Raw genomic sequence first — 22,809 nt, forward strand, 5'->3', positions numbered from 1 at the left:
GATCGCCTCGCCGTGTCCCGGGTCAATCCTCGAGCTGGAGTTGCACGTAGGCCGGAAGCGGCTGGGCACGTGACAGCTCGCACTCGAGGAGTTCGACGCCCTCGCGTGTGCCCGCCCCTTTGAAACCGGCGAATTTGTAGGTGATGTACATCATGCGATTGCGTTCCGTGGCGATGAACTCCGCCACCAGCCGGACGCCTGCCCCCTGGGCGAGGCGCATGATGTGATTGAGCATGATGGTCCCGACGCCCCGCGAGATGACCCGGCACGACATCAGCAAGAGCTTGATGGCCCAGACCCCCTCCGCGCATTCCAGCACGGCCAACCCGATCTTCCCGTAGGAGCCGAATCTGTCGGTCAACCCGGCAATGAGCAGCTTGTGATCCGGCGAGCAGCGGAGCCGATCCAGCTCCTCGTACGAGAAGGTATAGCCCGTCGAGTTGAGCTGATTGGTCCGCAAGGTCAGCTCCTCGACCCGCATCAGATCGTCCTTCTTTGCCGGACCGAGGGTGAACACCATCCCCAGCGAAGCCAGGAAGTCCTCCTCGGTGCCGACGAACTGCTCTCGTGCCACCTTGCGATCGACGTCGCGCTGGTACATCTCGCGCCGGAGCCGCGCGTCGCTCGTCACGAAGCGCGGATTGAACTCCGGCATCGCCGGAACCCGCGCGAGATCCGCGACATCCAGGCAGAGCACGTCCGGGAGGGAGAAATTCACCTCCTCGCGCTCGAATGGCTGATCGTCGATGAACGCGAGGGCATCCAGGCCGATGTTGATCTCCGCCGCGATTCGCTTGACCGACGAAGATTTCGCATTCCAGCCGATCTGGGGATGCAGGAAGTAGTCTTGCAGGCCAAATGCCTTCAATTGCTCCAGGGCCCGCTCCGGGTCGTTCCTGCTCGCAATCGAGTGCAGGATCCCCCGCTCGTCGAGCACCTTGATGATCTCGACGGCATCCTCCCGCAGTTCGAGCCGATCCCCTTCCAGCAAGATGCCGTTCCACAGGGTATTGTCCAGGTCCCAGACGACGCATTTGATGGACCGAGATCCTCGCTCGGCCTTCGCCTGCGAGGGCTGCCCCAGCCCATCCTCGCTCGTCGATCCCGATCCCGATGTTCGTTGCTCCGTCATGCTCCGGGTCTCCTGGTTGCACGGGGCCCGCTCAGCAGCGGGCAAACCACTGGCACCCCTGCTTGGCGATCAAGGCCTGCTGAATCTGCGTGCTCCCCTCGATGATCTCCATGATCTTCGCGTCGCGCATGTAGCGCTGCACCGAGAACCCGGGGCTGCACCCATTCGCGCCATGAATCTGCACGGCATCGCTCGCGATTCGATTCGCCGCCGTCGAGGCGAAATACTTTGCCATCAAGGTGAGGACGAGCGCCTGCGGATCACGGGCGTCCCTCGCGTAGCCCGCCTGGTAACACATCAGTCGTGCCGCCTGGACCTGGGTGAGCATGTCGGTCAATTTCTGCTGAACGAGCTGATGCTCCTGGAGGTACACGCCGAATTGCTTTCGCTCACTGGCGTACTGAATCGACGCTTCGAGGCATGCCTGGGCGATACCAACGCTCCCCCAGGCCACGCCATAGCGCCCCAGGTCCAGCGCCATGGTGGCCACGTGCGAGATGCCAAACCCGGGCCTCCCGACGAGGTGGCCGCGCGGAATGCGGCAGCCTTTCAGGTGAATCTCCGCGAGCATCGAGGCGCGGAAGCCGAGCATTCCCGAGATGGGCACCGTCGTCAGCCCGGGCGTGCTGCGCTCGACCAGGAATGCCGCCGGAGCGCCATCACACTGAGCGAAGATCAGGAACAGGTCCGCGAGCTGGCCATAGGTGATCCACTGCTTGCGCCCATCGAGGACATACTCGTCACCATCGAGGATCGCCCGCGTCAGAATGCTCCCGGCGTCGCTTCCGGCCTCGGGCTCGGAGAGCGCGAATGCGCCGAGGAGGTCACCTCGCCTCAGCCCGGGTAGCCAGCGCTCGCGCTGCACAGGCGATCCCCACCGGAGCACCGTGGCAGCGACCATGTCGTGCACGGTCACCAGGCTCCGCAAGGAGGAGCAGCCCCGGCCGATCTCCTGATGCAACAGCCCATAGGTGATCATGTCGGCCGGCGCCTCGCCGCCCTCTCTCGGGACCACGCTCCCCAGATACCCTTTCTGCGCGAGCTTCCGGATGATCTCCGCAGGTGTCCGCTCGTCTCTGTCGAAGGCATCGGCCCGAGGAACGAGCTCTTCGTCGACGAAGGCGCGATAGCCTGCGTGAGCTGCCTTCTGCTGCGGCGTGAGTTCCAGCCTCATCGTTGCCCTTCCTCTCGTCGTCGACGTCGGCGCTCACGCGCCCGTTGCCTGGCCGGTCACTCGCGCGGCTTCCTCTGGCCCCTGCGTCCGCTTGCGCTCGATCAGAGACACCATGGCGTCGACCGTCTGGAAGTTCTCCAGCACCAGATCCTCATTCTCCAGCGCCACATCGAACTCGCCCTCGATGAAGGCGACGAGCTGCACCGCCAGGAGGGAGTTCACGAAGCCGCTCGCGAAGATGTCCTCGTCGTCGATCACGTCACGACCCTTGAAGTAGCGCGCCAGAAAACTTTTGATCCTGCTCTTGTGACTGTCCATTGGCTCCGTCGCCTTTCAATTCTCGCGGACGTCGTAGGAATAAAATCCGCGGCCGCTTTTCCGGCCGTGGAGCCCCGCGTCGACCATTTTCTTCAACAATGGGCATGGCCTGTACTTGCTGTCACCGAAGCTCTCGTGGAGCACCTCGATCGAGTAAAGGATGGTGTCCAATCCGATGAGGTCAGCCGTCTCCAGGGGCCCCATCTTGTGGCCGAAGCACGACTTGAAGATGCGGTCGACCTGCTCGGCCCCGGCCACCTGATCCTGTAGGAGGAAGACGGCCTCGTTGATGGTGAGCATGAGCACGCGGTTCGAGACGAATCCGGGGGCGTCGTTGACGACGATCCCCTCCTTGCCCATTTGCGACAGGAGCCCCCTGGCAATCCCCAGGGTCTCCTCGGTCGTGTGATGACCCCGGATCACCTCCACCACGGACTTCATGGGCACCGGGTTCATGAAATGCATCCCGACCACCCGGTCGGCGCGCTTCGTCAGCGACGCGATGCGCGTTATCGGAATCGCCGAGGTGTTCGCCGCGAAAACACAGTGAGAGGGGCAGATGGGATCGATGTCGGCGTAAACGCCTCGCTTCAGCTCCCACTTCTCCGTCACGTTCTCGATGACGAAATCCGCCCTCTCGAGGAGCTTCGTGTCGGTCGAGAACGCGATCTTCCCGAGCACGTCGTCGGGTTTGTGCGCGCGCCCTCCCTTGCCGAAAAGCCCTTGAAAGCGAATGCTCTGCCGGATCTGGCTGCGAGCCCGCTCCAGAACGGCATCCGTGACATCGAGCAGGATCACCTCGACGCCGTGCTGCGCGAGATCCTGCGCCACTCCCACGCCCATGACACCGGCGCCGATGACGCCCACGGTCGCAATACTCATCGTTATCACCTCGTTGTTTCGACGAATGCGTCCACGTCGTCGTCGCTCAGCGCCTCGATCTCCGCGAGCAAGAGCGCCTCGATGGCGAGGGCCAGTCCTGCCACGGTCGGGTCCTCGAAGATCGCCCGCAGCGACAGCTCCACGTGGAAGGTCTGGCGCAAGCGGGTGACGAGCTGGGTGCCCAGCAGCGAGTGGCCGCCGAGCTGAAAGAAGCTGTCCTGCACCCCCACCTGGTCGATCCCGAGTAGCTCCTGCCACATCCGCGCAATGAGCTGCTCCGTCTCGCTGGACGGCTCGACGTAAGGGGTCGCGAGGTGCGGGCGAGCATGGGCCGAGGCGCGACCCCCTGGGGGGCTTGCCACCACAGGTTCGGACCGCTCCACCCATCGCGAGAGTCGCGTCGGCAAGTGGGTCGGGGACACGAGGACCTGCGCCCCGGGGCGGCTCCAGAGGATCCGGTGCAGGGCCAGCGCCGCATCCGCCGCGGAGATGGCTCCCGCGGAGGCGTCGTGCCCGGCTTCATGTCCTGGCTTGCGCTCCGCGGCCACGTCACGACCGACCTCACCCGATGACCGATCGCTCTCGGGTCGAAGCGCGTCCCAGTTGATGACCAGCGTGGTCGCTGCCCGGTGGCTCGCCTGTACGTGAGCGAGAGCGTCCATGCAGCGGCTCGCCGCCGTGTGCGCCGCGAGTCCCAGGCCCCCGAGAACGGAGGACAGCGACGACTGCACGACCAGCAGCTCCAGCGACCTCGCTCCGAGCGCCTCCTCCAGCGCGAGCAGCCCCTGCACCCGCGGCCCCAGCTGCCGCGCCACCTCGCCGACATCGAGTTCGGACAGCGCCCGGAACGACGCTTCGCCACGCGCTCCTGCCGCGTGAACGACGCCATGCAGCGCCCCGAAGCGCGCCTCCACCTGTACCATCACGGCCGCCAGCGCGTCGGCGTCGGCGACGTCCGCGCACACCACGAGAGGCTCGACGCCAAGCCCCTCCAGGGCCTGGATCGTCGTGATGGCCTCGCGCATCATGCCCCGTCCTGCGTCCCCCTTCAGCCAGCCTTCCCACGTCGCGCGTGGTGGGAGCGACAGCGAATCGACGATGGCCACCTTGGCGCGCGCGGTGCGCGCCAGGTACACGGAGGTCACCGCCCCCAGCCCGGTCAATCCGCCCGTGACCAGGTAGACCCCGCCCTCGCGCAGCACGGGCGGGCAGGAACCACGTGGCACCGCGAGGGGGGCCGGCGCGAAGCCTTGCACCCAGCGCTGGTCGCCCCGGTACGCCACGTCCACGTCCGAGGAAATCTCCGCGATCTCGGCGAGCACGTGGTCGAGGAGCCGCCTCCCCGTCTGCCGCCCCTCCGCAGGGGGAAGCTCGATGCTTCGGCAGGTGATGCAAGGATACTCTTGCGGTATCACCCGCAGCGCGCCCAGGGCGGTGACCTTCTCGGGGCGAGGCCGATCGTGACGCTCGATCGAGTGGAGGTCACGCGCGAGGAACCATAGCTGGATCGGATCGTCGACGCCGTGCTCACGAAGGGCCTGCATGAGGAACAGCAGGCTGTGAAAGCCCACGTGCTGCGCCTGCTCGAAGGTGGGCGCGCCCGCCCCTTCCTGTCGGTCGGAATCGACGTTCCACAGGTGGAGTATCCGCGCCGGCCGCCGCCCTGCCGCGCAGAGCTGCGCGACGAGTCGATCGTAGTCGCCGAAGGACGCAGGCCGGAGGTAGCAGCGCTGTACGTCGCGTTTGGGCGCTCCCTCCTGCACCGCCTCCTCCGTGTCGAGGCCGGAGAATGCCTGCCCTGCGAGCACGGTGACGACCTGCTGCCCGGCGGCGCAGAGGTGCTCGGCGAGCGCGTCCCCGAGGCCTCCCTCGTCGGAGAGGATCAGCCAGGTGCCACCGCCTGCGTCGAGCGGCTGGCTTTCGACGGGATGCGGCAGCGGGGCCTGACGCCACGAGGGCACATAGAACCAGTCCCCGAGCTCAGCGCTCCTGCGCGCCAGCTCGCGTGACGCCCGCTCCCTCGCCTCCGGCCCCGGCGGCTCCACCCAGTACCGCAGCCGCTCGAAGGGATAGCTGGGCAATGGCACCCGCCGCCGCTCCTGTCCATGGAACCCCGCCCAGTCGATCCCCACCCCCGTCAGCCAGAGCTGCCCCAGCGTCTTCAGGGCGAACGCGACGTCGGGCTGGCGGTCGTACACATGGCGCAGCGACGGCAGGGCGAGCGCTCGCTGCTCGGAGCTGCCCGGGTCCTGCTGGATCGCCATCGCCGACAGGCTCTGCCCGGGGCCGACCTCGAGCAGGACCCGATTCGGCGCCTCGAGGATCGCGGCGAGCCCATCGCTGAACCGCACCGGCTGGCAAAGGTGCCGCGCCCAGTACGACGGGTCCGTCGCGTCCTCTTCCGTGACCCACGTGCCCGTCACGTTCGAGAGGTACGGGATGGCCGGAGGCCGCAGCGCGATGCCCCGCACGACCTCGACGAGGGCCCCGCATACGGACTCCATCAGCGGGGAATGAAAAGCGTGTGTGGTCGGCAGGCGCCGGCCGATCACGTCCCGCCCGGCGAGCTGCTTCTCCAGCGCGTCCACGGCGTCGGGCACACCGGAGACGACGCACAGCTCCGGACCATTCACCGCCGCCAGAAACACCTGGTCCGGGAGCAGCGGATGCAGCGCCTCAGGAGAAAGCGGCACCGCGAGCATCGACCCGGCCGACAGCTTCTGGATGAGCTGAGCGCGCTTCACGACCAGCCGCAGTGCATCCTCCAGCGAGAACACCCCCGCGAGGCATGCCGCGACGTACTCCCCGAGGCTGTAGCCGAGCATCGCCTTGGGGCGCACTCCCCAAGCCATCCAGAGCTGCGCCAGCGCATACTCCACGACGAAGAGCGCAGGGTGAGCCAGCTCGGTCCGGTTCAGGCGCTGCGTGGCCGCATCTCCTCCATCCGCCCCGCCACGCACCAGCGCGCGAAAGTCGAGACCACGCGGTGCGGTGGTGGCGGATGCTCCTTTCGACGGGCCGCCCTGCGGCTCGGGAAAGAGAACCTCTCGCAGATCCACCCCCAGGAGCGGTTTCGCCAGCGCACAGCACCGATCCAGATGCTCGCGGAAGACCGCCTCGTCCCGGTACAGCTCGGCGGCCATCTGCACATAGTGGTCGCCCAGCCCGGGAAACAGGAACACCACCTGCCGCTCCCCGTCCCCACGCACCGACGTCATCACGCGCCGCGGATCACGCGCCTTCAACGCCTCGACCGCGTCCTCGCCATCCCGACAGATCACCGTGCGGCGATGGCTGAACTCCCTGCGTCCGACCTGCAGGGTGTAGGCGACGTCGGCGAGCGACGCGCTGGGCTCCTGCTCGAAGAAGGCGACCAACCGATCGGTGGCTGCCTCCAGGGCCGTCGCGGTCCTGGCCGAGAGCTGCACGACCTGCCAGGCGCGCGACGGCGCCGTGGGCTCGCACGGGGGAGCCTCCTCGACGATCACGTGGGCGTTGGTGCCACCCATGCCGAACGAGCTGACCCCCGCCCGCCGCGCGGCGCCGTCCGTCTCCCACGCGACCCGCCGCGTGTTCACGTAAAACGGGCTCTGCTCGAAGTCGATCTGCGGGTTCGGCTGCTCGAAATGAAGGCTGGGCGGCAGCTCCTTGTGCCGGAGTGCGAGCACCGTCTTGATCAGTCCGGCCACGCCTGCCGCGGCGTCGAGATGCCCGATGTTCGTCTTCACCGAGCCGATCGCGCAGAACTGCGCCGCGTCGGTCTCGGCGCGAAACGCCTGGGTCAAGGCGGCCACCTCGATCGGGTCCCCCAGCGGCGTACCGCTGCCGTGCGCCTCGACGTACGAGATCGACGCCGCGTCCACGCCCGCCACCGTCAGCGCCTCCGTGACGACCGCGGCCTGCCCCGACACGCTGGGCGCCGAGAACCCTGCCTTCAGGCCGCCATCGTTGTTGATCGCCGAGCCCTTGATCACGGCGTGGATCGTGTCCCTATCGGCGAGCGCGTCCTCCAGCCGCTTGAGCACCACCACACCCGCGCCGTTCCCCGCGAGCGTCCCCTGCGCGCGCGCGTCGAAGGCGCGGCAGTGACCGTCGGGCGAGAAGATCATCCCCTCCTGGTGCAAGTAACCCGTGCGCTGCGGCAGCAGCACCGACACGCCGCCGGCCAGCGCGATGTCGCACTCGCGGCTCAGCAGGCTCTGGCAAGCCAGGTGGGTCGCCACCAGCGAGGTCGAGCAGGCCGTCTGCACGGTGACGCTCTGCCCCCGCAGGTGCAGCTCGTAGGCGACGCGCGTCGCCAGGAAGTCCTTGTCGTTGGCGAGGCGCAGCGGAAACGCGCCCACAGACGCGAGAAGGCCCGGGCTCGCCATCAGGTGAAAGAGCAAGTACGTGCTCAGGTTGGCGCCCGCGTACAGCCCGATGGCTCCCTCGAACCGCTCGGGATCGTAACCCGCGTGCTCCAGCGCGTCGGAGGCACACTCCAGGAAGATCCGGTGCTGCGGATCCAGCAGCTCGGCCTCGCGCGGACTGAAGCCGAAGAAGGCAGCGTCGAACAGCTCGACGTCCTCCAGGACCGCGCCCGCCTTGACGTAGCTCGGGTGCGCGGCGACCGCCGGATCCACCCCCGCCGCGAACACCTCCTCGTCGGAGAAGAACGAGACGGACTCCACCCCCTCACGCAGGTTGCGCCAGAAGGCATCGGCGTCCTTCGCACCCGGGAAACGGCCCGCCAGGCCGATCACGGCGATGTCCAGCAAGCAGCTCTTCGAATCGTCGCGGTCCATGGGCGCCTCCTCAGGCCTTCCTCGCCGTCCTCGGCCGCTGCCTCCCGCGCGCGAGCTGCCCGAGCGACTCGCGGCGCGCTTCGGCCCGGCTCTGGCTCTGCTGCACGACCGCGCGCTGATCGTGGCGCTCGTCCAGGTAGGCGAGGAGCGCCGCGATCGTCGGATACTGGAACAGCTCGACGATGGAGACGGGCTTCGGCAGGACCTCCTGGAGCCGACTCCGGACCTGCACCATGCGCAGCGAGTGACCGCCGAGATCGAAGAAATTGTCGTGGAGCCCGACCCGATCCAGCTCCAGCACCTCTTGCCAGATCGTGGCCACCTGGCGCTCCAGCGCCGTGCTCGGCGGGGCGTAGCTCGCCTCGGACACGCGCCGCCCCAGCGCCGGCGCCGGCAAGGCGCGCCGATCGATCTTGCCGCTCGCGTTGAGGGGCATCCGCTCCAGGAAGACCAGGCCGGCCGGGATCATGTATTCGGGCAAGCGCGCCCGGAGCGAGGCGCGCAGGTCCCCGAGGGCAGGCGCCACCGCCCCGCTCTGGACGAGGTAGGCCACGAGCGCTTGCAGGCCTGCCTCGTCGCGTCGCACCACCACCACGGCCTCGCGCACGCCCGGATGGGCTTGCAGCGCCGCCTCGATCTCGCCCAGCTCGATGCGGAAGCCGCGGAGCTTGATCTGGAAGTCGATGCGATCGAGGAAATCGAGCGCCCCGTCCGGCAGCAGGCGCACCAGATCGCCGGTCCTGTAGAGCCGCGCGCCAGGCTCGTCGCTGAACGCATCCGGGACGAACCGGTCCCCCGTCAGACCCGGCCGACCCAGATAGCCACGCGCGAGGCCCACGCCGCCGATGTGGAGCTCTCCAGGAACCCCGACGGGGCAGAGCCGCCCTGACCGATCCAGCACGTAGAGCTGGATGTTGGCGATGGGCCGCCCGATCGGTACCCGCCGAGTTTCCCCCGCCGCGCAGGCCCACGCGCTCACGTCGACGGCCGCCTCGGTCGGCCCGTACAGGTTGTGCAGATCCACCTGGAGGCGCGACAGGCACCGTTCCGCCAGCGTGACTGGCAGCGCCTCGCCGCTGCACACGATGCGGGCGAGGCTCCTGCACGGCGCGAGATCGTCCTCCTCCAGGAAGATCTGGAGCATCGAGGGGACGAAGTGCACCGTCGTGATCCGCTCCTCTGCGATCACCTGCACCAGGTAGCCGCTGTCCCGGTGGCCCCCGGGGCGCGCGACGACAAGGCACGCGCCGCTGAGCAGAGGCCAGAAGAACTCCCAGACGGACACGTCGAAGCCGAAGGGCGTCTTCTGGAGGACCCGATCGTCGACCGTGAGCCCGTAGGCCTCCTGCATCCACTGCAAGCGATTGCAGATGCCCCGGTGGGTGTTGACCACGCCCTTGGGGCGCCCCGTCGAGCCCGAGGTATAGATCACGTACGCGCTCTGATCGGGCAGCGTCTCGTCCTGCAGCGGCTCCGCCGAGCGCTCCGCCACGGAGGCCCACGCGGTATCCAGCGCGATCACCGCGGTGTCGTTCACGGGGAGCGCCCCCTGGAGCGACGTTTGCGTCAGGAGCACGGCGATCCGCGCGTCGTCGAGCATGAAGGCGAGGCGCTCGGCCGGGTATTCCGGGTCGAGGGGCACGTAAGCGCCGCCGGCCTTGAGGATCCCGAGCAACGCGACCACCATCTCGACCGACCGCTCCATGTGTACCCCCACCCGCGTCTCCCGGGTCACCCCGAGCGCGTGGAGGTGTCGTGCGAGCTGGTTGGCGCGCTGATCCAGCGCGCGGTAGGTCAACCGCTGCGTCTCGAAGACCACCGCCTCGGCCTCTGGCGTCCGCGCGGCCTGCGCCTCGACGAGCCCGTGCAACGACGCCGACGGGTAGGCGACCGCCGTCGCGTTCCAGGCCTCCACGATCTGCCGTCGCTCCGCCGCCGTGACCAGCTCCAGCTCGGAGATGCGCTGCTCGGGCCGCGCCACGAAGCCTTCCAGGATCGCCTGGTAGTGCTCGACGATCCGCGCGATCGTCGCCGCCTCGAAGAGATCGGCGTTGTACTCGAGCCAGCCGGAGAGCTGCTCCTTCCCCTCGTACAGCTCCAGCAAGAGGTCGAACTTCGCCGAGCGGGTATCGAGCGCCTCGCGGTGCAGGCGCAGCCCGGCGACCTCCCGCTCCGGCAGGAGCGTGCTCTGCAGCGCGAACATGACCTGGAACAGCGGCGTCCGGCTGAGATCGCGCTCCGGCCGCAGCGCCTCCACCAGCATCTCGAACGGGAGATCCTGATGTGCGTACGCGCCCTGAGCGACCTCTCGCACCCGCGAAAGCAAGGTGCGCACGGTGGGATCGCCCGACAGGTCGCCCCGCAGGACCAGGGTGTTCACGAAGAAACCGATCAGCCCCTCGATCTCCGTCCGGCTCCGCCCCGCGATGGGGCTCCCCACCAGCACGTCGTCCTGCCGGGCGTAGCGGTGAAGCAGGATCTGGTACGCCGCGAGCAGCGTCATGAACAGCGTGACCCCCTCCCGCTGGCTCAGCGCGCCGAGTCCCCTCACCATGGACGTCGGCAACGCGAAGAAATGGCGCGCGCCCCGGTACGTGCGCACCGCGGGGCGTACCCGATCCGTCGGCAGATCCAGCACCCCCGAACTGCCTGCGAGCGCACGCTTCCAGTGGTCGAGCTGGGCGTCGAGGCGCTCGCCTTGCAACCAGGTCCGCTGCCACGCACTGAAGTCCACGTACTGGACCTTCGCGGGCGAGAGCGGGGCGGGACGGCTGGCGCACGCCGCCTCGTAGAGCGCCACCATCTCCTGGATCAGCACCCCCATCGACCACCCATCGGCCACGATGTGGTGCACCGTCAGGAGCAGCACGTGCTCCTCCGGCGCGAGCCGGAACAGGTGCGCCCGAAGCAACGGCCCCGAGGCCAGATCGAAGGGACGGTTCGCCTCGTCCACGACCCGCTCCCGGACCGTCGCCTCTCGTGCCGCCTCCGAAAGCTCTCCCAGATCCGTGAGCGGCACCTCGAGCGTCAGCACCTCGGCGACGACCTGCACCGGCTCCCCGCCCACCACGGCGAACGTCGTGCGCAGCGACTCGTGCCTGCAGACGACCTCGGACAGGCTCCCCCGAAACGCCGCGAGATCCAGGGGTCCTCGGAGCCGGACGGACTCGGAGATGTGATAAGCGGCGATGCCCGGTTCGAACTGATCGAGAAACCACAGACGCTGCTGCGCGAACGAGAGCTGGAAGGCGTCACCCTCGCGCGACAGCACAGGGATCCGCGCATGACGAGCGGCCCCCTCCACGGCCGGCTCGGCCTGGAGACGCGCGACGACCCCCGAGAGGCCCGCCACCGTCGGCGTATCGAACAGGCTCCCCAGCACCACCTCGACCTGGAACGCATCCCGCATGCGCGAGGCGAGCTGGGTCGCGAGCAAGGAGTGACCACCCAGCTCGAAGAAGTCGTCATGCACGCCGACCTCTTGGATGCCGAGCAACGCCTGCCAGATCCCGGCCAACATCCGCTCGCGCTCATCTCGCGGCGCGACGTAAGCCGTCCTCACGCTGGGCCGCGGGTGCTGGAGGGCCGCTCCTTCTCCGCTCCCCTCCACGGGCGTCCCGACGAACTGGAGGCGCGGCGACCGCACCGACACCGCACCGTTCTCCCGCAGATCCTCGGTGGAGACGACGACCCGAGGCGTCCCCCGCAGCGTCAGCACATGCTCCAGCGCCTCCGCCAGCACCTGCCCGGGCTCCTCATCCACGCTCACCCACCACGCTGCCCCCCGCCGCGCTTGCACGTGCGCGAAGGCCTCCAGGTAGCCGCTCGCCGCCGCCCGAGCGGCCAGGCCGACGTCTCCTGGCACCGAGGCCTCCGACGCCCCCACCAGGCACACATCGAGGCGTCGTTCCCCCAGCGCGCACGCCAGCGCATCGATCCCGCGCCCCATCCGCGCGACGTGACCCCACACCCCCTCGGGCGCCTCCTGCACGGCGCCCTGCCCTGCCACGTCCGACGCCGCCCCCGGCACGCAGACCACCCCGTGCAGCGCCCCGAAATGCGCCTCCACCCGGCACAGCGCCGCGCTCAGGGCCGTCGCGTCCTCGACCTCGACCCCCAGCACGAGCAGCTCCGACGCCGTGCCCTCCAGCGCCATGAGCCGCTGCACGCAACGGCTCACCGGCTCCGCCTCGCCATGCGCCGCAAGCCACCCATCCCACGCACCTCGCTCCGGGAATCCTGCCGGCACGAGCACGGAAAGCCGCGCGCGCACGGTCCGGGCCAGGTGCTCCGCACAAGCGAGACCAGGCGCGCTCGCCCCACCGACGACCACGTAGACGCTCCCCTCCCGCAACGTCGCTCCCCGTGACGCCGTCCGCTCACCGACCACGGGCTCGACGTCCCGTGTCCAGCGGCGCCCCCCTCGGTACGCGAGGAAACCTGCCTCGTCGGGCCCCAGGCAATCGCGCAGGAGCTCCTCGACGAGCTGCTCGGCCTGCCACGACCCTGACGCCGGCAGCGCGACGTCGACGTTCTGCCAGGTGACATTCGGGTGCTCGCGCGGGACGACGTCCCCCAGCCCCTGCAGCGCGGCCCACGCCGGGACGAGCGCCTCCTCCCCCGTGACCGACTGCGCTCCCCGTGAGACCACCACGACACGCAGCGGCTGCGGCGCGCAGCGTGGCCCCAGGGCGCGGACGACCCACGAGGCGCCGTCGACGACCCCGCGCGGGCATGTCCCGACCACGTCCTCGGGATCGATGCTCCAGGCGTGAAGGATCCCCGAAGGAAGCGCCCCCGCCGCCTGCAGCGCATCGACCAGCAGCTCGTACCCCCCGGGGTCGTGCGGGTCGATGCGGAACGTGTGCGCATCCACCTGGCAGAACGCCGCCCCCGCGATCACACACACGACCTCGTGCCCGAGGTGCCGGAGCCGCGCTGCGATCCGCTCGGCCCAGCCGCCCTCGTCGAGGAACACGAGCCAGCGCCCCGTCGCGCTTTCCGTCCCGTCCTCGGCGCCCCTTCCTGCTGCCACCTCCCCTGCCCGAGTCGCGCGCACGGCCGGCTTCCAGAATGGGATCCAGAGCTGCCTGGTCGATGCCGCCCGCGTCGACGCGCGGCCCTTGCCCGCCTCCCCCAGCGGGCCCTGCGGGTCGATCCAGTACCGCTGACGCTCGAACGGGTACGTCGGCAAAGGGATCCGCCGCCGCTGCGTCCCCTCCTGCAGCACATGCCAGCTCGGCGACACGCCAGCGAGCCAGAGCGATCCCAGCGTCGACAGCAGAAAGGCCCTGTCCGGCACCCCGTCTTGCGGGTGGCGCAGCGACCCCACCACCACCTGCGACGCCGAAGCGGCGAGCTGCTGGCGGATCAGCGTGCCCAGCGTCCTGCCTGGCCCCACCTCCAGCAGGATGGCGTCCTGGAGCTTCAGCAGCGTCGCGGCCCCGTCCCCGAAGCGCACCGTCTGGCGGAGGTGATGGGCCCAGTAACGCGGATCGGTCGCCTCTCCCTCGGTGATCCACGTCCCGGAGACGTTCGACACATACGGGATCCGCGGCGCGTGCAGCGTGGTCTGCCGGACGCGCTCGGTGAAGCGCTCCACCAGAACGTCCATCGCGGCAGAGTGGAACGCATGCGAGGTGTGAATCCTCCGTGTCTCCGTCCCCGCCTCGGCGAGCTGCCGCTCCAGCCGCTCGACGTCCTCCGAGGTACCCGCGACCACGCAGAGGCTCGGTCCGTTCACGGCCGCGAGCGACAGCCGCGCACCGAGCAGCGCGCGCACCTGCGCCTCGGGCAACGCCACAGAGAGCATCGCGCCCGGCGGCAGCTGCTGGATCCAGCGCCCTCGGACGACCACCAGCGACAGCGCGTCCTCCAGCGACAGCACCCCAGACAGACAGGCCGCCACATATTCGCCGATGCTGTGGCCGATCAGCGCCTCGGGCCGCACGCCGAGGTCCATCCAGAAGCACGCGAGCGCGTACTCGATCACGAACAGCGCGGGCTGGGTCAGCTCCGTCCGGTCCAGCGCACGCCGCGCGTGCTCCTCGCCACCGGGCGCCGGGTACAGCAGCCGCCGGAGGTCGAGCCCCAGCTCCGGCCGCAAGATCTCCGCGCAGCGATCGACGTGCCGCCGGAACAGCGGCTCCTGCTCGTAGAGCCCTTGCGCCATGCGCGGGTACTGCGTCCCTTGCCCGGGGAACAGGAACGCGATCGGACGGCTCCCCGACGGCTGGAACGCCGTGAACACCCGCGCCGCGTCGGCCCCCTTCAGCACACCGATCGCATCCTCACGATCCTTGCAGACCAGCACCCGACGGTGCGTGTGGCCCTGACGGCCCACCTGGAGCGTGTAGGCCACGTCGGCCAGATTCACGGCGGGCTCGCGCTCCAGGTGCATGGCGAGCTCCTCCGTCATGCGCTCCAGGGCCGAAGGCGTCCGGGCCGACAGCAGCAAGAGCTGCCAGGGAGTCGCCTCCATCGACGCCATGGCCGGCGGCGGCTCCTCCAGGATGACGTGCGCGTTCGTCCCCCCGATCCCGAACGAACTCACCCCTGCCCGGCGCGGCGTCGCCCCTGCCTCCCACGCCCTGAGTTCGGCGTTGACGTAGAACGGCGAGCTCTCGAAATCGATCCTCGGGTTGAGCGGCTCGCAGTGCAAGCTCGGCGGGATCTCCCGGTGCCGCAGCGAGAGCGACGTCTTGAGCAGCCCCGCGATCCCGGCCGCCGCGTCGAGGTGCCCGATGCTGGACTTCACCGATCCCAGCGCGCAGAACTGCGTCTCCTGCGTGGTGGCGCGGAACGCGCGGGTCAGCGCCGCCACCTCGATCGGATCCCCCACCACCGTCCCCGTACCGTGCGCCTCGACGTACGTGATCGTCGCCGCGTCGACCTCGGCCACCGCGTGCGCCCGCGCCACGACCTCGGCCTGCCCCTCGATGCTCGGCGCCGTGTAGCCGATCTTCAGCGAGCCATCGTTGTTGATCGCCGAGCCCTTGATCACGGCGTGCACCGTGTCCCCGTCGGCGAGCGCGTCCTCCAGGCGCTTGAGCACCACCACCCCGGCCCCGCTCCCGAAGATCGTCCCCTGCCCCTCGGCGGAGAACGCGCGGCAATGCCCGTCGGGCGAGACGATCCCGCCCTCCTCGTGGAAGTAGCCGGTGCGCTGCGGCAGGTGGACGGACACCCCGCCCGCCAGCGCCATGTCGCACTGGTAGCTGAGCAGCGTCTGGCACGCGAGGTGGACCGCGACGAGCGATGTCGAGCACCCCGTCTGAACGTCGACGCTGGGACCGCGGAGGCCGAGCTTGTACGACACCCGCGTGCTGAGGAAGTCCTTGTCGTTGCCCAGCATGAGCTGGAAGCTGTCTTCGAGATCCTCGAACGCGGGGCTCGGGAGCAGATTGAAGAGCAGGTACGTGCTCAGGCTCGTCCCCGCGTAGACCGCGATCGGCCCGGGATGGGTCGCCGGATCGTATCCGGCATGCTCGAGGGCGTGGTGCGCGCACTCCAGGAAGACGCGGTGCTGCGGATCCATGATCGCCGCGTCTTTCGGTGAGAAGCCGAAGAACGAGGCGTCGAAGCGATCCACGTCGTCGAGCACCGGCGCCGCCTTGACGAAGCGCCGATCGCGGATCACCTCCGGCCGCACCCCCATGGCCGTGAGCTCCGCTTCGTCGAAGAACGAGATCCCCTCGATCCCCTCGCGCAGATTCCTCCAGAAGGCGTCGAGGTCCTTGGCCTTCGGGAAGCGCCCCGCCATGCCGACGATCGCGATGTCGAGCGCATCGCTCCGTTCGTCGTCGCTGGACATGCTCAGGGCCCCTTCTTCCGCGACTTCAGTGCGCTCTGACGTTGACGCTCCAGCCCCTGCCGCTGCTTCCGGGCCCGATCGACGCTGTCGGGGAAGCTCGCTTCACCGAGCGCGTCCGCCTGCACGAGGTGCCGCGCCAGCGAGCGGATGGTCGGGTGCTCCAGCAGCTTGATCAGCGGGATCTGCCGCCCCAGCACCGTCCCGATCTGCCCGTGGACCTGCGCCAGGAGCAGCGAGTGCCCCCCCAGGTCGAAGAAGTTGTCGTCCACGCCGACCTGCTCGACCTTCAGCGCCTGCTGCCACAAGGACGCCAGCAACCGCTCCAGCTCGCTCTGCGGCGCGACGTACTCGGCCCTCGCCCCTTGCCGCGTCGCCTCGGGGGCCGGGAGCGCGCGGCGGTCGGTCTTGCCGTTCGAGGTCAACGGCATCGCCTCCAGCGCGACGATCACCGACGGCACCATGTAGTCGGGCAGGCGATCCCGCAGCGCCGCCCGCAGCACCTCCGTCACGACGGCCGCGCTCCCCGCCCCTGATGCCGCCAGGCTCCCCCTGGCGCCGCCTGGCTCCGCGCCCCGCTCGGGGACGACGTAGGCCACGAGCCGCCTGTCACCGGGTACGTCCTCGCGCACCACGACGGCGGCCTCTTTCACGGCCGGATGCGCCTCCAGCAGCACCTCGATCTCCCCCAGCTCGATGCGGAATCCGCGCAACTTCACCTGCGCATCCAGGCGCCCGAGGAACTCCACCCGGCCGTCCGGCAGATAGCGGACGCGATCGCCGGTCCTGTAGAGCCGCGCCCCCTCTTCCCCGACGCCGAACGGATTCGCGATGAAGCGCGCCTCGGTCAGCTCGGGTCGGTTCAGGTAACCCCCGGCGACCCCGTCGCCTCCGATGTACAGCTCTCCGGCGACACCGACGGGCACGGGCTGCGCGTGCGGCCCGAGCACGTAGAGCTGCGTGTTCGCGATCGGGCGGCCGATGGTGATCGGCTCTTCTGCGTCCCCGATCTCCTGCGTGGCCGACCAGATCGTGCTCTCCGTCGGACCGAACATGTTGATCAGCCGACAGGGAAGAGACTGCTTCACCTCCCGCGCCAGCGCCGAAGGGAGCGCCTCGCCTCCGAGCAGGAGGGCGCGCAGCGGCTGCAGCGCTTCGGCCGCCTCCGGATCCAGCAGGAGCAAGCGCATCATCGAGGGCGTGCACTGCAAGAGCGACGGCCGATGACGCCGCGCCTGGGTCACCAGCGACGCGTCCTCGGCGCCGGCCTGGGCGTTGACCTGGGCCATCACCGCCGTGACGTGTCTCAAGCTCTCCATCGTCGCGTCCACGTCGACGCCGAAGTCGATGAGGCAGCCGATCTCGTCGACGCCGATCTCGCGTAGCCGCTCCACCATGGCGGCGCAGGTCGCCGGGGTCCCGAACAGCGCGCTCGTCTCGAAGTAGCGATCGAATGCGAACTGCAAGAGATCCTGCATGTCCTGCTCGCTCATCGTCCTGAGATCGAGCGAGAGCCCGAGGCTCCGGATCAGGTTCTCGATCAAGCCGATCGACGTCCTCAGGTAGTCGGTGAACGGCTTCTTCACCTTGGCCCGGACGGCCTCGCGATCCTCTCCCACGAAGGTGTGAAGCATCAGCGTCACCTGCCCCGCGTCACGCCCGTGACCGCTCCTCTCCAGCGCGTCGCGGTAGAGCCGGATGTTCTCGGCCACCTCCTCCACGCTCTGACCGAGCAGGTGGGTGAGCACGTTCGCGCCGATCTCTCCTGCCTTGATGAAGGTCTCGGCCGTCCCAGCCGCCGTGATCCAGATCGGCAGCTCTCGCTGGACGGGCTTGGGGAAGATCGCCACCTCGATCTCGTTCCCCGCGCCGCTGCGCACGCGGATCCCCTCCCCGCGCCACAGCTTCCGCACCGTCTCGATCTCCTCGAACATGTACGCCTTGCGGCCCTGGAAGCGCTCCGGGAAGAAAACGAAGTCGTTCGCATGCCACCCCGAGGCGAACGCGATGCCCACGCGGCCCCCGGAGAGGTTGTCGACCAGCGACCACTCCTCGGCCACGCGGATCGGGTGGTGCAGGGGGAGCACCACACTGCCCGCACGGATCTGGAGGTTCTCGGTGATCGCTGCCAGCGCCGCGCTCGTCACGGCCGGGTTCGGATACAGCCCACCGAAGGCGTGGAAATGGCGCTCCGGCGTCCAGATGGAAGAGAAGCCGTTTCGGTCCGCGAATTTTGCGCCTTCGAACAGCAGGCGGTACTTGCTCGCCCCCACCTCCTCGCCCCCGTCCGCGCTGGCGAAGTAGAACACGCTGAACTGCATCGGCTTCGCGCGACGCGCGGGCTCCGCTCGCAGCGTGCCACCGCTCGCCGCGCGCTCGGACAGGAGCACGACGCGTGCCCCCCGCGTCAGCGTCCAGAGCAGCTCCAGCGCCGAGATGTCGAACGAGATGCTGGTGACCGCGAGGAGCGTGTCCGTCTCGTCACAGCCGACCCGCTCGTCCATCCCGGTGAAGAAGTTGACGACGTTGCGGTGGGCCACGATCACGCCCTTCGGCTTGCCCGTGGAGCCCGACGTGTAGAGCACGTACGCCGGGTGCTCCGCCGTCACCCCGATCGCAGGCGGTGGCGCTGCGCTCTCCCTTGCCACCTGAGCCATCCGGGCCCACGCCGCGTCCACCGCGACCACACGGCCCGCATAGGTGGGAACGATCCCGGCGAGGCGTTCCTGGGTGACCAGCACCGGCACCTGCGCGTCCTCCAGCATGAACGCAAGCCGTTCGCGCGGGTATGCCGGATCCAGCGGCACGTACGCGCCGCCCGCCTTGAGGATCCCGAGCATCCCCACCAGCAGCTCCGGCGAGCGTGCGACGCACAGGCCGACCCGGACCGCTGGCCCCACGCCCAGTCCGCGCAGGTGGTGAGCGAGCTGGTTCGCCCGGCGATCCAGCTCCGCGTAGGTGACGCGGACATCCCCGAAGACCAGCGCCACCGCGTCACCCGCCTGCCGCGCCCGCGCCTCGAAGAGCTCGTGGATGCACGCCTCGCGCGGGTAGCTCACCGTGGTGCGGTTCCAGGCGACCAGCATTCTCTCCCGCTCCTCGGCCGTCAGCAGCGGCAGCACCGCCACCGGCATGTCAGGGTGCTCCACGACGCCGCGGAGCAGCACCTCCAGGTGCCCTGCGAGCCGCGCGATGGTCTCGGGGTCGAAGAGATCCGCGTTGTACTGGAACGATCCCGCGAGCCCGTCCCGGGTCTCCGCCATGGTCAGCGAGAGATCGAACTGCGACGTACGCTGCGCGAGCGGCATCGCGGCGAGCGTGAGATCCCCGAGCGCGAGCGGCTCGCCTGGCGTCCCGACCGCGAACGAGGACAGCCCCTCGTACCCCGCGAACGGCGCCTTCTGCAGGGTGAAGAGCACCTGGAAGATCGGCGACCGGCTCGGATCACGGTTCGCGTGGAGCCGCTCCACGAGCAGCGCGAACGGGTAATCCTGGTGCTCGATCGCCTCGATCACGGTCCCCCGCACCTGCGCGAGCAGCTGGGCGAAGCTCGGGTCGCTGGAGAGGTCCGCCCTCAGGACGACCGGGTTCACGAAGTACCCGAACAGGTTGGCGAGTTCCGCCCGCGTTCGCCCTGCCATCGGCGAGCCCACGAGGATGTCGTCCTGCCCCGTGTACCTGGCGAGCAGGGCCTGGAACGCCGCGAGCAGCGTCGCGTAGAGTGTCGCCCCGTGCGCCTCACCGAGGCGTCGCAGCGCGGCAGTGAGCGCCGGGTCCAGCGCAAACGCGCGGGTCGCGCCCCGGTAGGTCTGCACGGGCGACCGAGGGCGATCGGTCGGCAGCGAGAGGCTCGGAAGCTCCCCTGAGAGGCGCTCACGCCAGTACCCCCAGAGGCGCTCCCCCTCGGCCCCCATGAGCCGCTCGCCCTGCCAGCGGACGAAATCCGCATAATGCATCGGGAGCGGCGCGAGGCCTGCATCGCGGCCTGCCTTCTCCGCCCCGTACAGGAGCTGAAGCTCCTTGATCAGCACGGAGAGAGACCAGAAGTCGCCCACGAGGTGGTGCATGGCGACGAGCAGCACCTGGCCCTCCGCCGCCCGCGGGAAGAGACGGAAGTGGAGAAGCGGCCCTCGCTCCAGATCGAACGCGACGTGCGCCTCGTCCGCCAGCCGCTCCTCCAGCACCTCGGCGCTCCACGAGGCCGCGTCGTGGACCTCGAAGCTCACCTCGCGCGCCTCATGGATCCGCTGGATCGGCACCCCATCGCGGGTCGTGAACGTCGTCCGGAGCGCCGGGTGGCGCTCCACGAGCCGCTGGAGCGCGCCGCCCAGCGCCGTGGTGTCGACCGCCGAGGTGATCCGGACCGCGGCGGCGATGTTGTAGGCCGCGCTGTCCGGCGCGAGCTGATGGATGAACCAGAGCGCGCGCTGCCCGTGAGAGAGCGGGAACGCCTCTGGCAGCTCCCCTGCGGAGCAGAGCCGCGCTCCTCCACGGCCCTCCTCTCCTGCCTCCACGAGCACGAGCACCTCGCGCACCAGCTCCCCCAGCGTGGCGCCTCGCAGAAGGCTCGTCAGGGGCAAGACCACCCCCAGCCTCCCCTCGATGTCGTGCTGGATCTCGAGCGACACCAGCGAGTCGAGCCCCAGCGCGCTCAGCGGACGCGCCTCGGCCAGTGCAGCGGCCGGAAGACGGAGCACGCGCCCGAGCAGCGCCCGAAGGTGGGCTTCGAGCAGCGTCTGCCGCGCCGCAGGCGGAAGGGCCCGCAGCGTGTCGGCGTCGAGCGTGCTCCCCTCCTCGGCGACCACCGCTGCCGCCTCGTCCGCACCTTCCAGCACCCCACGGAAGAGCGCCTCCAGACTCCCATCCAGAAATCCCGCCCGGCACGCGAAGCGCTGGATCTTGCCGCTCGACGTCTTGGGGATGCTCCCCGCCTTGAGCAGCACCACGCCGTACACCCCCAGCTCGTGCTGCTCCAGCACCGCCTGGCGCACCGCCGCGGCCACCTCACCGAGATCATCGCGACGGTGCTGCCGCTCGACCTCCTGGACCACGACCAAGCGCTCCTCCGCCTCGATCTCCACCGCAAACGCCGCCCCGCATCCAGGTCGCAGCGCCGGATGGCTCCGCTCCACGGTGAGCTCGATGTCCTGCGGGACGTGGTTGCGACCGCGGACGATGATCAGATCCTTGAGCCTCCCCGTGACGAACAGCTCTCCGTCATGGAAGAATCCGAGGTCTCCCGTGCGCAGGTAAGCCCCCTCCGCCTGGCCTTCCGGGCGGACCCGGAACGCCCGTGCCGTCTCCTCCTCGCGCTCCCAGTACCCCTGGGCCACACTCGGCCCCTGGACCCAGATCTCGCCGATCTCGTCCTCGGCGCAGTGCGTCCGCTGCTCGGGATGGACGATCACGACCTGCTGCCCTCGCAAGCTGGGTCCACACCCGATCAGAGCGCGCGCCTCGGCCTCGCTGCCCGCAAGCTCACGCACCCGGTGCTGCTCCAGCCCGGTGCGGTCGAAGGACCGGCTGACGGGCAGATCCAGCTTTCTCCCTCCGGACACGATGAGGGAAGCCTCGGCCAGCCCATAGCAAGGGTAGAAGGCGCGCCGCTGGAACCCGCAGGGAGCGAATGCCTCCTCGAATCGCCGGAGCGTCTCTTCGCGCACGGGCTCCGCCCCTGTGAAGGCGACCTCCCACGAGCCGAGGTCCAGGGTTGCGCGCTGCTCCGGCGCGATCCGGCGCACGCAGAGATCATAGGCGAAGTTCGGGCCTCCGCTCGTCGTGGCGCGGTAGCGGGAAATCGCCTGCAGCCACCTCGCCGGCCGCTGCAAGAAGGCGACGGGCGACATCAGCGTCACCGGGAACCCCATGAAAATGGGCTGCAAGATCCCGCCAATCAAGCCCATGTCGTGATAGGGCGGGAGCCAGATCACCCCCACGCTCCCAGGGCCATGGCCGAATCCCTCGGCAATGAGCTCCAGGTTGTAGAGCAGGTTGCCGTGGGTCAGCATGACGCCCTTCGGCGTCGTCGTGGACCCGGAGGTGTACTGGAGGAAGGCCAGCGTATCCCGGCTCGACTGTGGGTCCTTCCAGGCGTCCTCCATGCCCTCTACGAGGGAGTCGGTCGCCACCCAGCGCATCCGACCGAAGGCGGGATCGTGGGCCGCGAGCCCTTCGGCGATCGAGAGGAGCGCCGCCGTCGTGAGCACCACGGTGGCCTGCGCGTCGACGGCGATGGCCCTCAGTCGTGGCAGTGTCCTCTCGAGCCGCGCCATGCTCGGCGGGTATGCCGGCACAGCAATCGTGTTCGCATAGAGGCACCCGAAGAACGCGGCGACGTAATCGAGCCCCGGTGGATAGAGGAGCAGCACCCGCTGCCCCACCGCGTCGAGCTGCTGGAGAGCGCTCGCGATGGCCCTCGCCTTCCGATCCAGCTCGGCGTAGGTCGTGCTGATTTCGTCGTTCTCGCCGTCCAGCAGGAAGGTGCAGGCGCGCTGCGCCGGCGCGATGGCTGCGCGCCAGCGCAGCAGCTCGACCAGTGTGGAAGAGGACGGCATCACGGCCTCCTCGCTGCGCACGAAGCTCTTCATCATCGCGTTGTCGCCTCGCTGGCCACCACGACGTGGCAGCCCGTTCCCGGATCCGAATTCATGACGGATCCAGGGCATTGTAGGCACCCTACGATTACAGTGACTTCACGAGGGCGAGCACT

The 22,809-nt window shown here is 69.3% G+C and carries 7 protein-coding genes; all 7 read right to left on the bottom strand.

Annotated elements, in window-relative coordinates:
• Nucleotides 1-22 precede the first annotated feature (22 nt).
• From CMC5_RS26360 to CMC5_RS26390, 7 genes are read right to left on the bottom strand one after another with little or no spacing between them, the layout of a single operon-like run.
• On the bottom strand, nucleotides 23-1,132 hold the full coding sequence (locus tag CMC5_RS26360) for an HAD-IIIC family phosphatase (protein ID WP_082362811.1): 1,110 nt from the start codon (nucleotides 1,130-1,132) through the stop codon (nucleotides 23-25).
• A 31-nt stretch (nucleotides 1,133-1,163) separates the two neighbouring features.
• Complete coding sequence (locus CMC5_RS26365; protein ID WP_050433006.1) at nucleotides 1,164-2,306, bottom strand: acyl-CoA dehydrogenase family protein; 1,143 nt, start codon at nucleotides 2,304-2,306, stop codon at nucleotides 1,164-1,166.
• A gap of 33 nt (nucleotides 2,307-2,339) precedes the next feature.
• A complete protein-coding gene (locus tag CMC5_RS26370; protein ID WP_050433007.1) occupies nucleotides 2,340-2,624 on the bottom strand; it encodes an acyl carrier protein in 285 nt (94 codons plus the stop codon).
• 15 nt (nucleotides 2,625-2,639) lie between these two features.
• Complete coding sequence (locus CMC5_RS26375; RefSeq protein ID WP_050433008.1) at nucleotides 2,640-3,506, bottom strand: 3-hydroxyacyl-CoA dehydrogenase family protein; 867 nt, start codon at nucleotides 3,504-3,506, stop codon at nucleotides 2,640-2,642.
• A 5-nt stretch (nucleotides 3,507-3,511) separates the two neighbouring features.
• Nucleotides 3,512-8,290, bottom strand: coding sequence for a type I polyketide synthase (locus CMC5_RS26380; protein ID WP_050433009.1), 4,779 nt, complete (start codon nucleotides 8,288-8,290; stop codon nucleotides 3,512-3,514).
• 10 nt (nucleotides 8,291-8,300) lie between these two features.
• Nucleotides 8,301-16,103, bottom strand: a complete 7,803-nt coding sequence (locus tag CMC5_RS26385; protein WP_050433010.1) for a hybrid non-ribosomal peptide synthetase/type I polyketide synthase — start codon at nucleotides 16,101-16,103, stop codon at nucleotides 8,301-8,303.
• A gap of 2 nt (nucleotides 16,104-16,105) precedes the next feature.
• Nucleotides 16,106-22,690 (bottom strand): MupA/Atu3671 family FMN-dependent luciferase-like monooxygenase, encoded by a 6,585-nt coding sequence (locus CMC5_RS26390; protein ID WP_245677768.1) that lies wholly within the window; start codon nucleotides 22,688-22,690, stop codon nucleotides 16,106-16,108.
• Nucleotides 22,691-22,809: the final 119 nt, after the last annotated feature.

Source organism: Chondromyces crocatus, assembly GCF_001189295.1.
GTDB lineage: Bacteria > Myxococcota_A > Polyangia > Polyangiales > Polyangiaceae > Chondromyces > Chondromyces crocatus.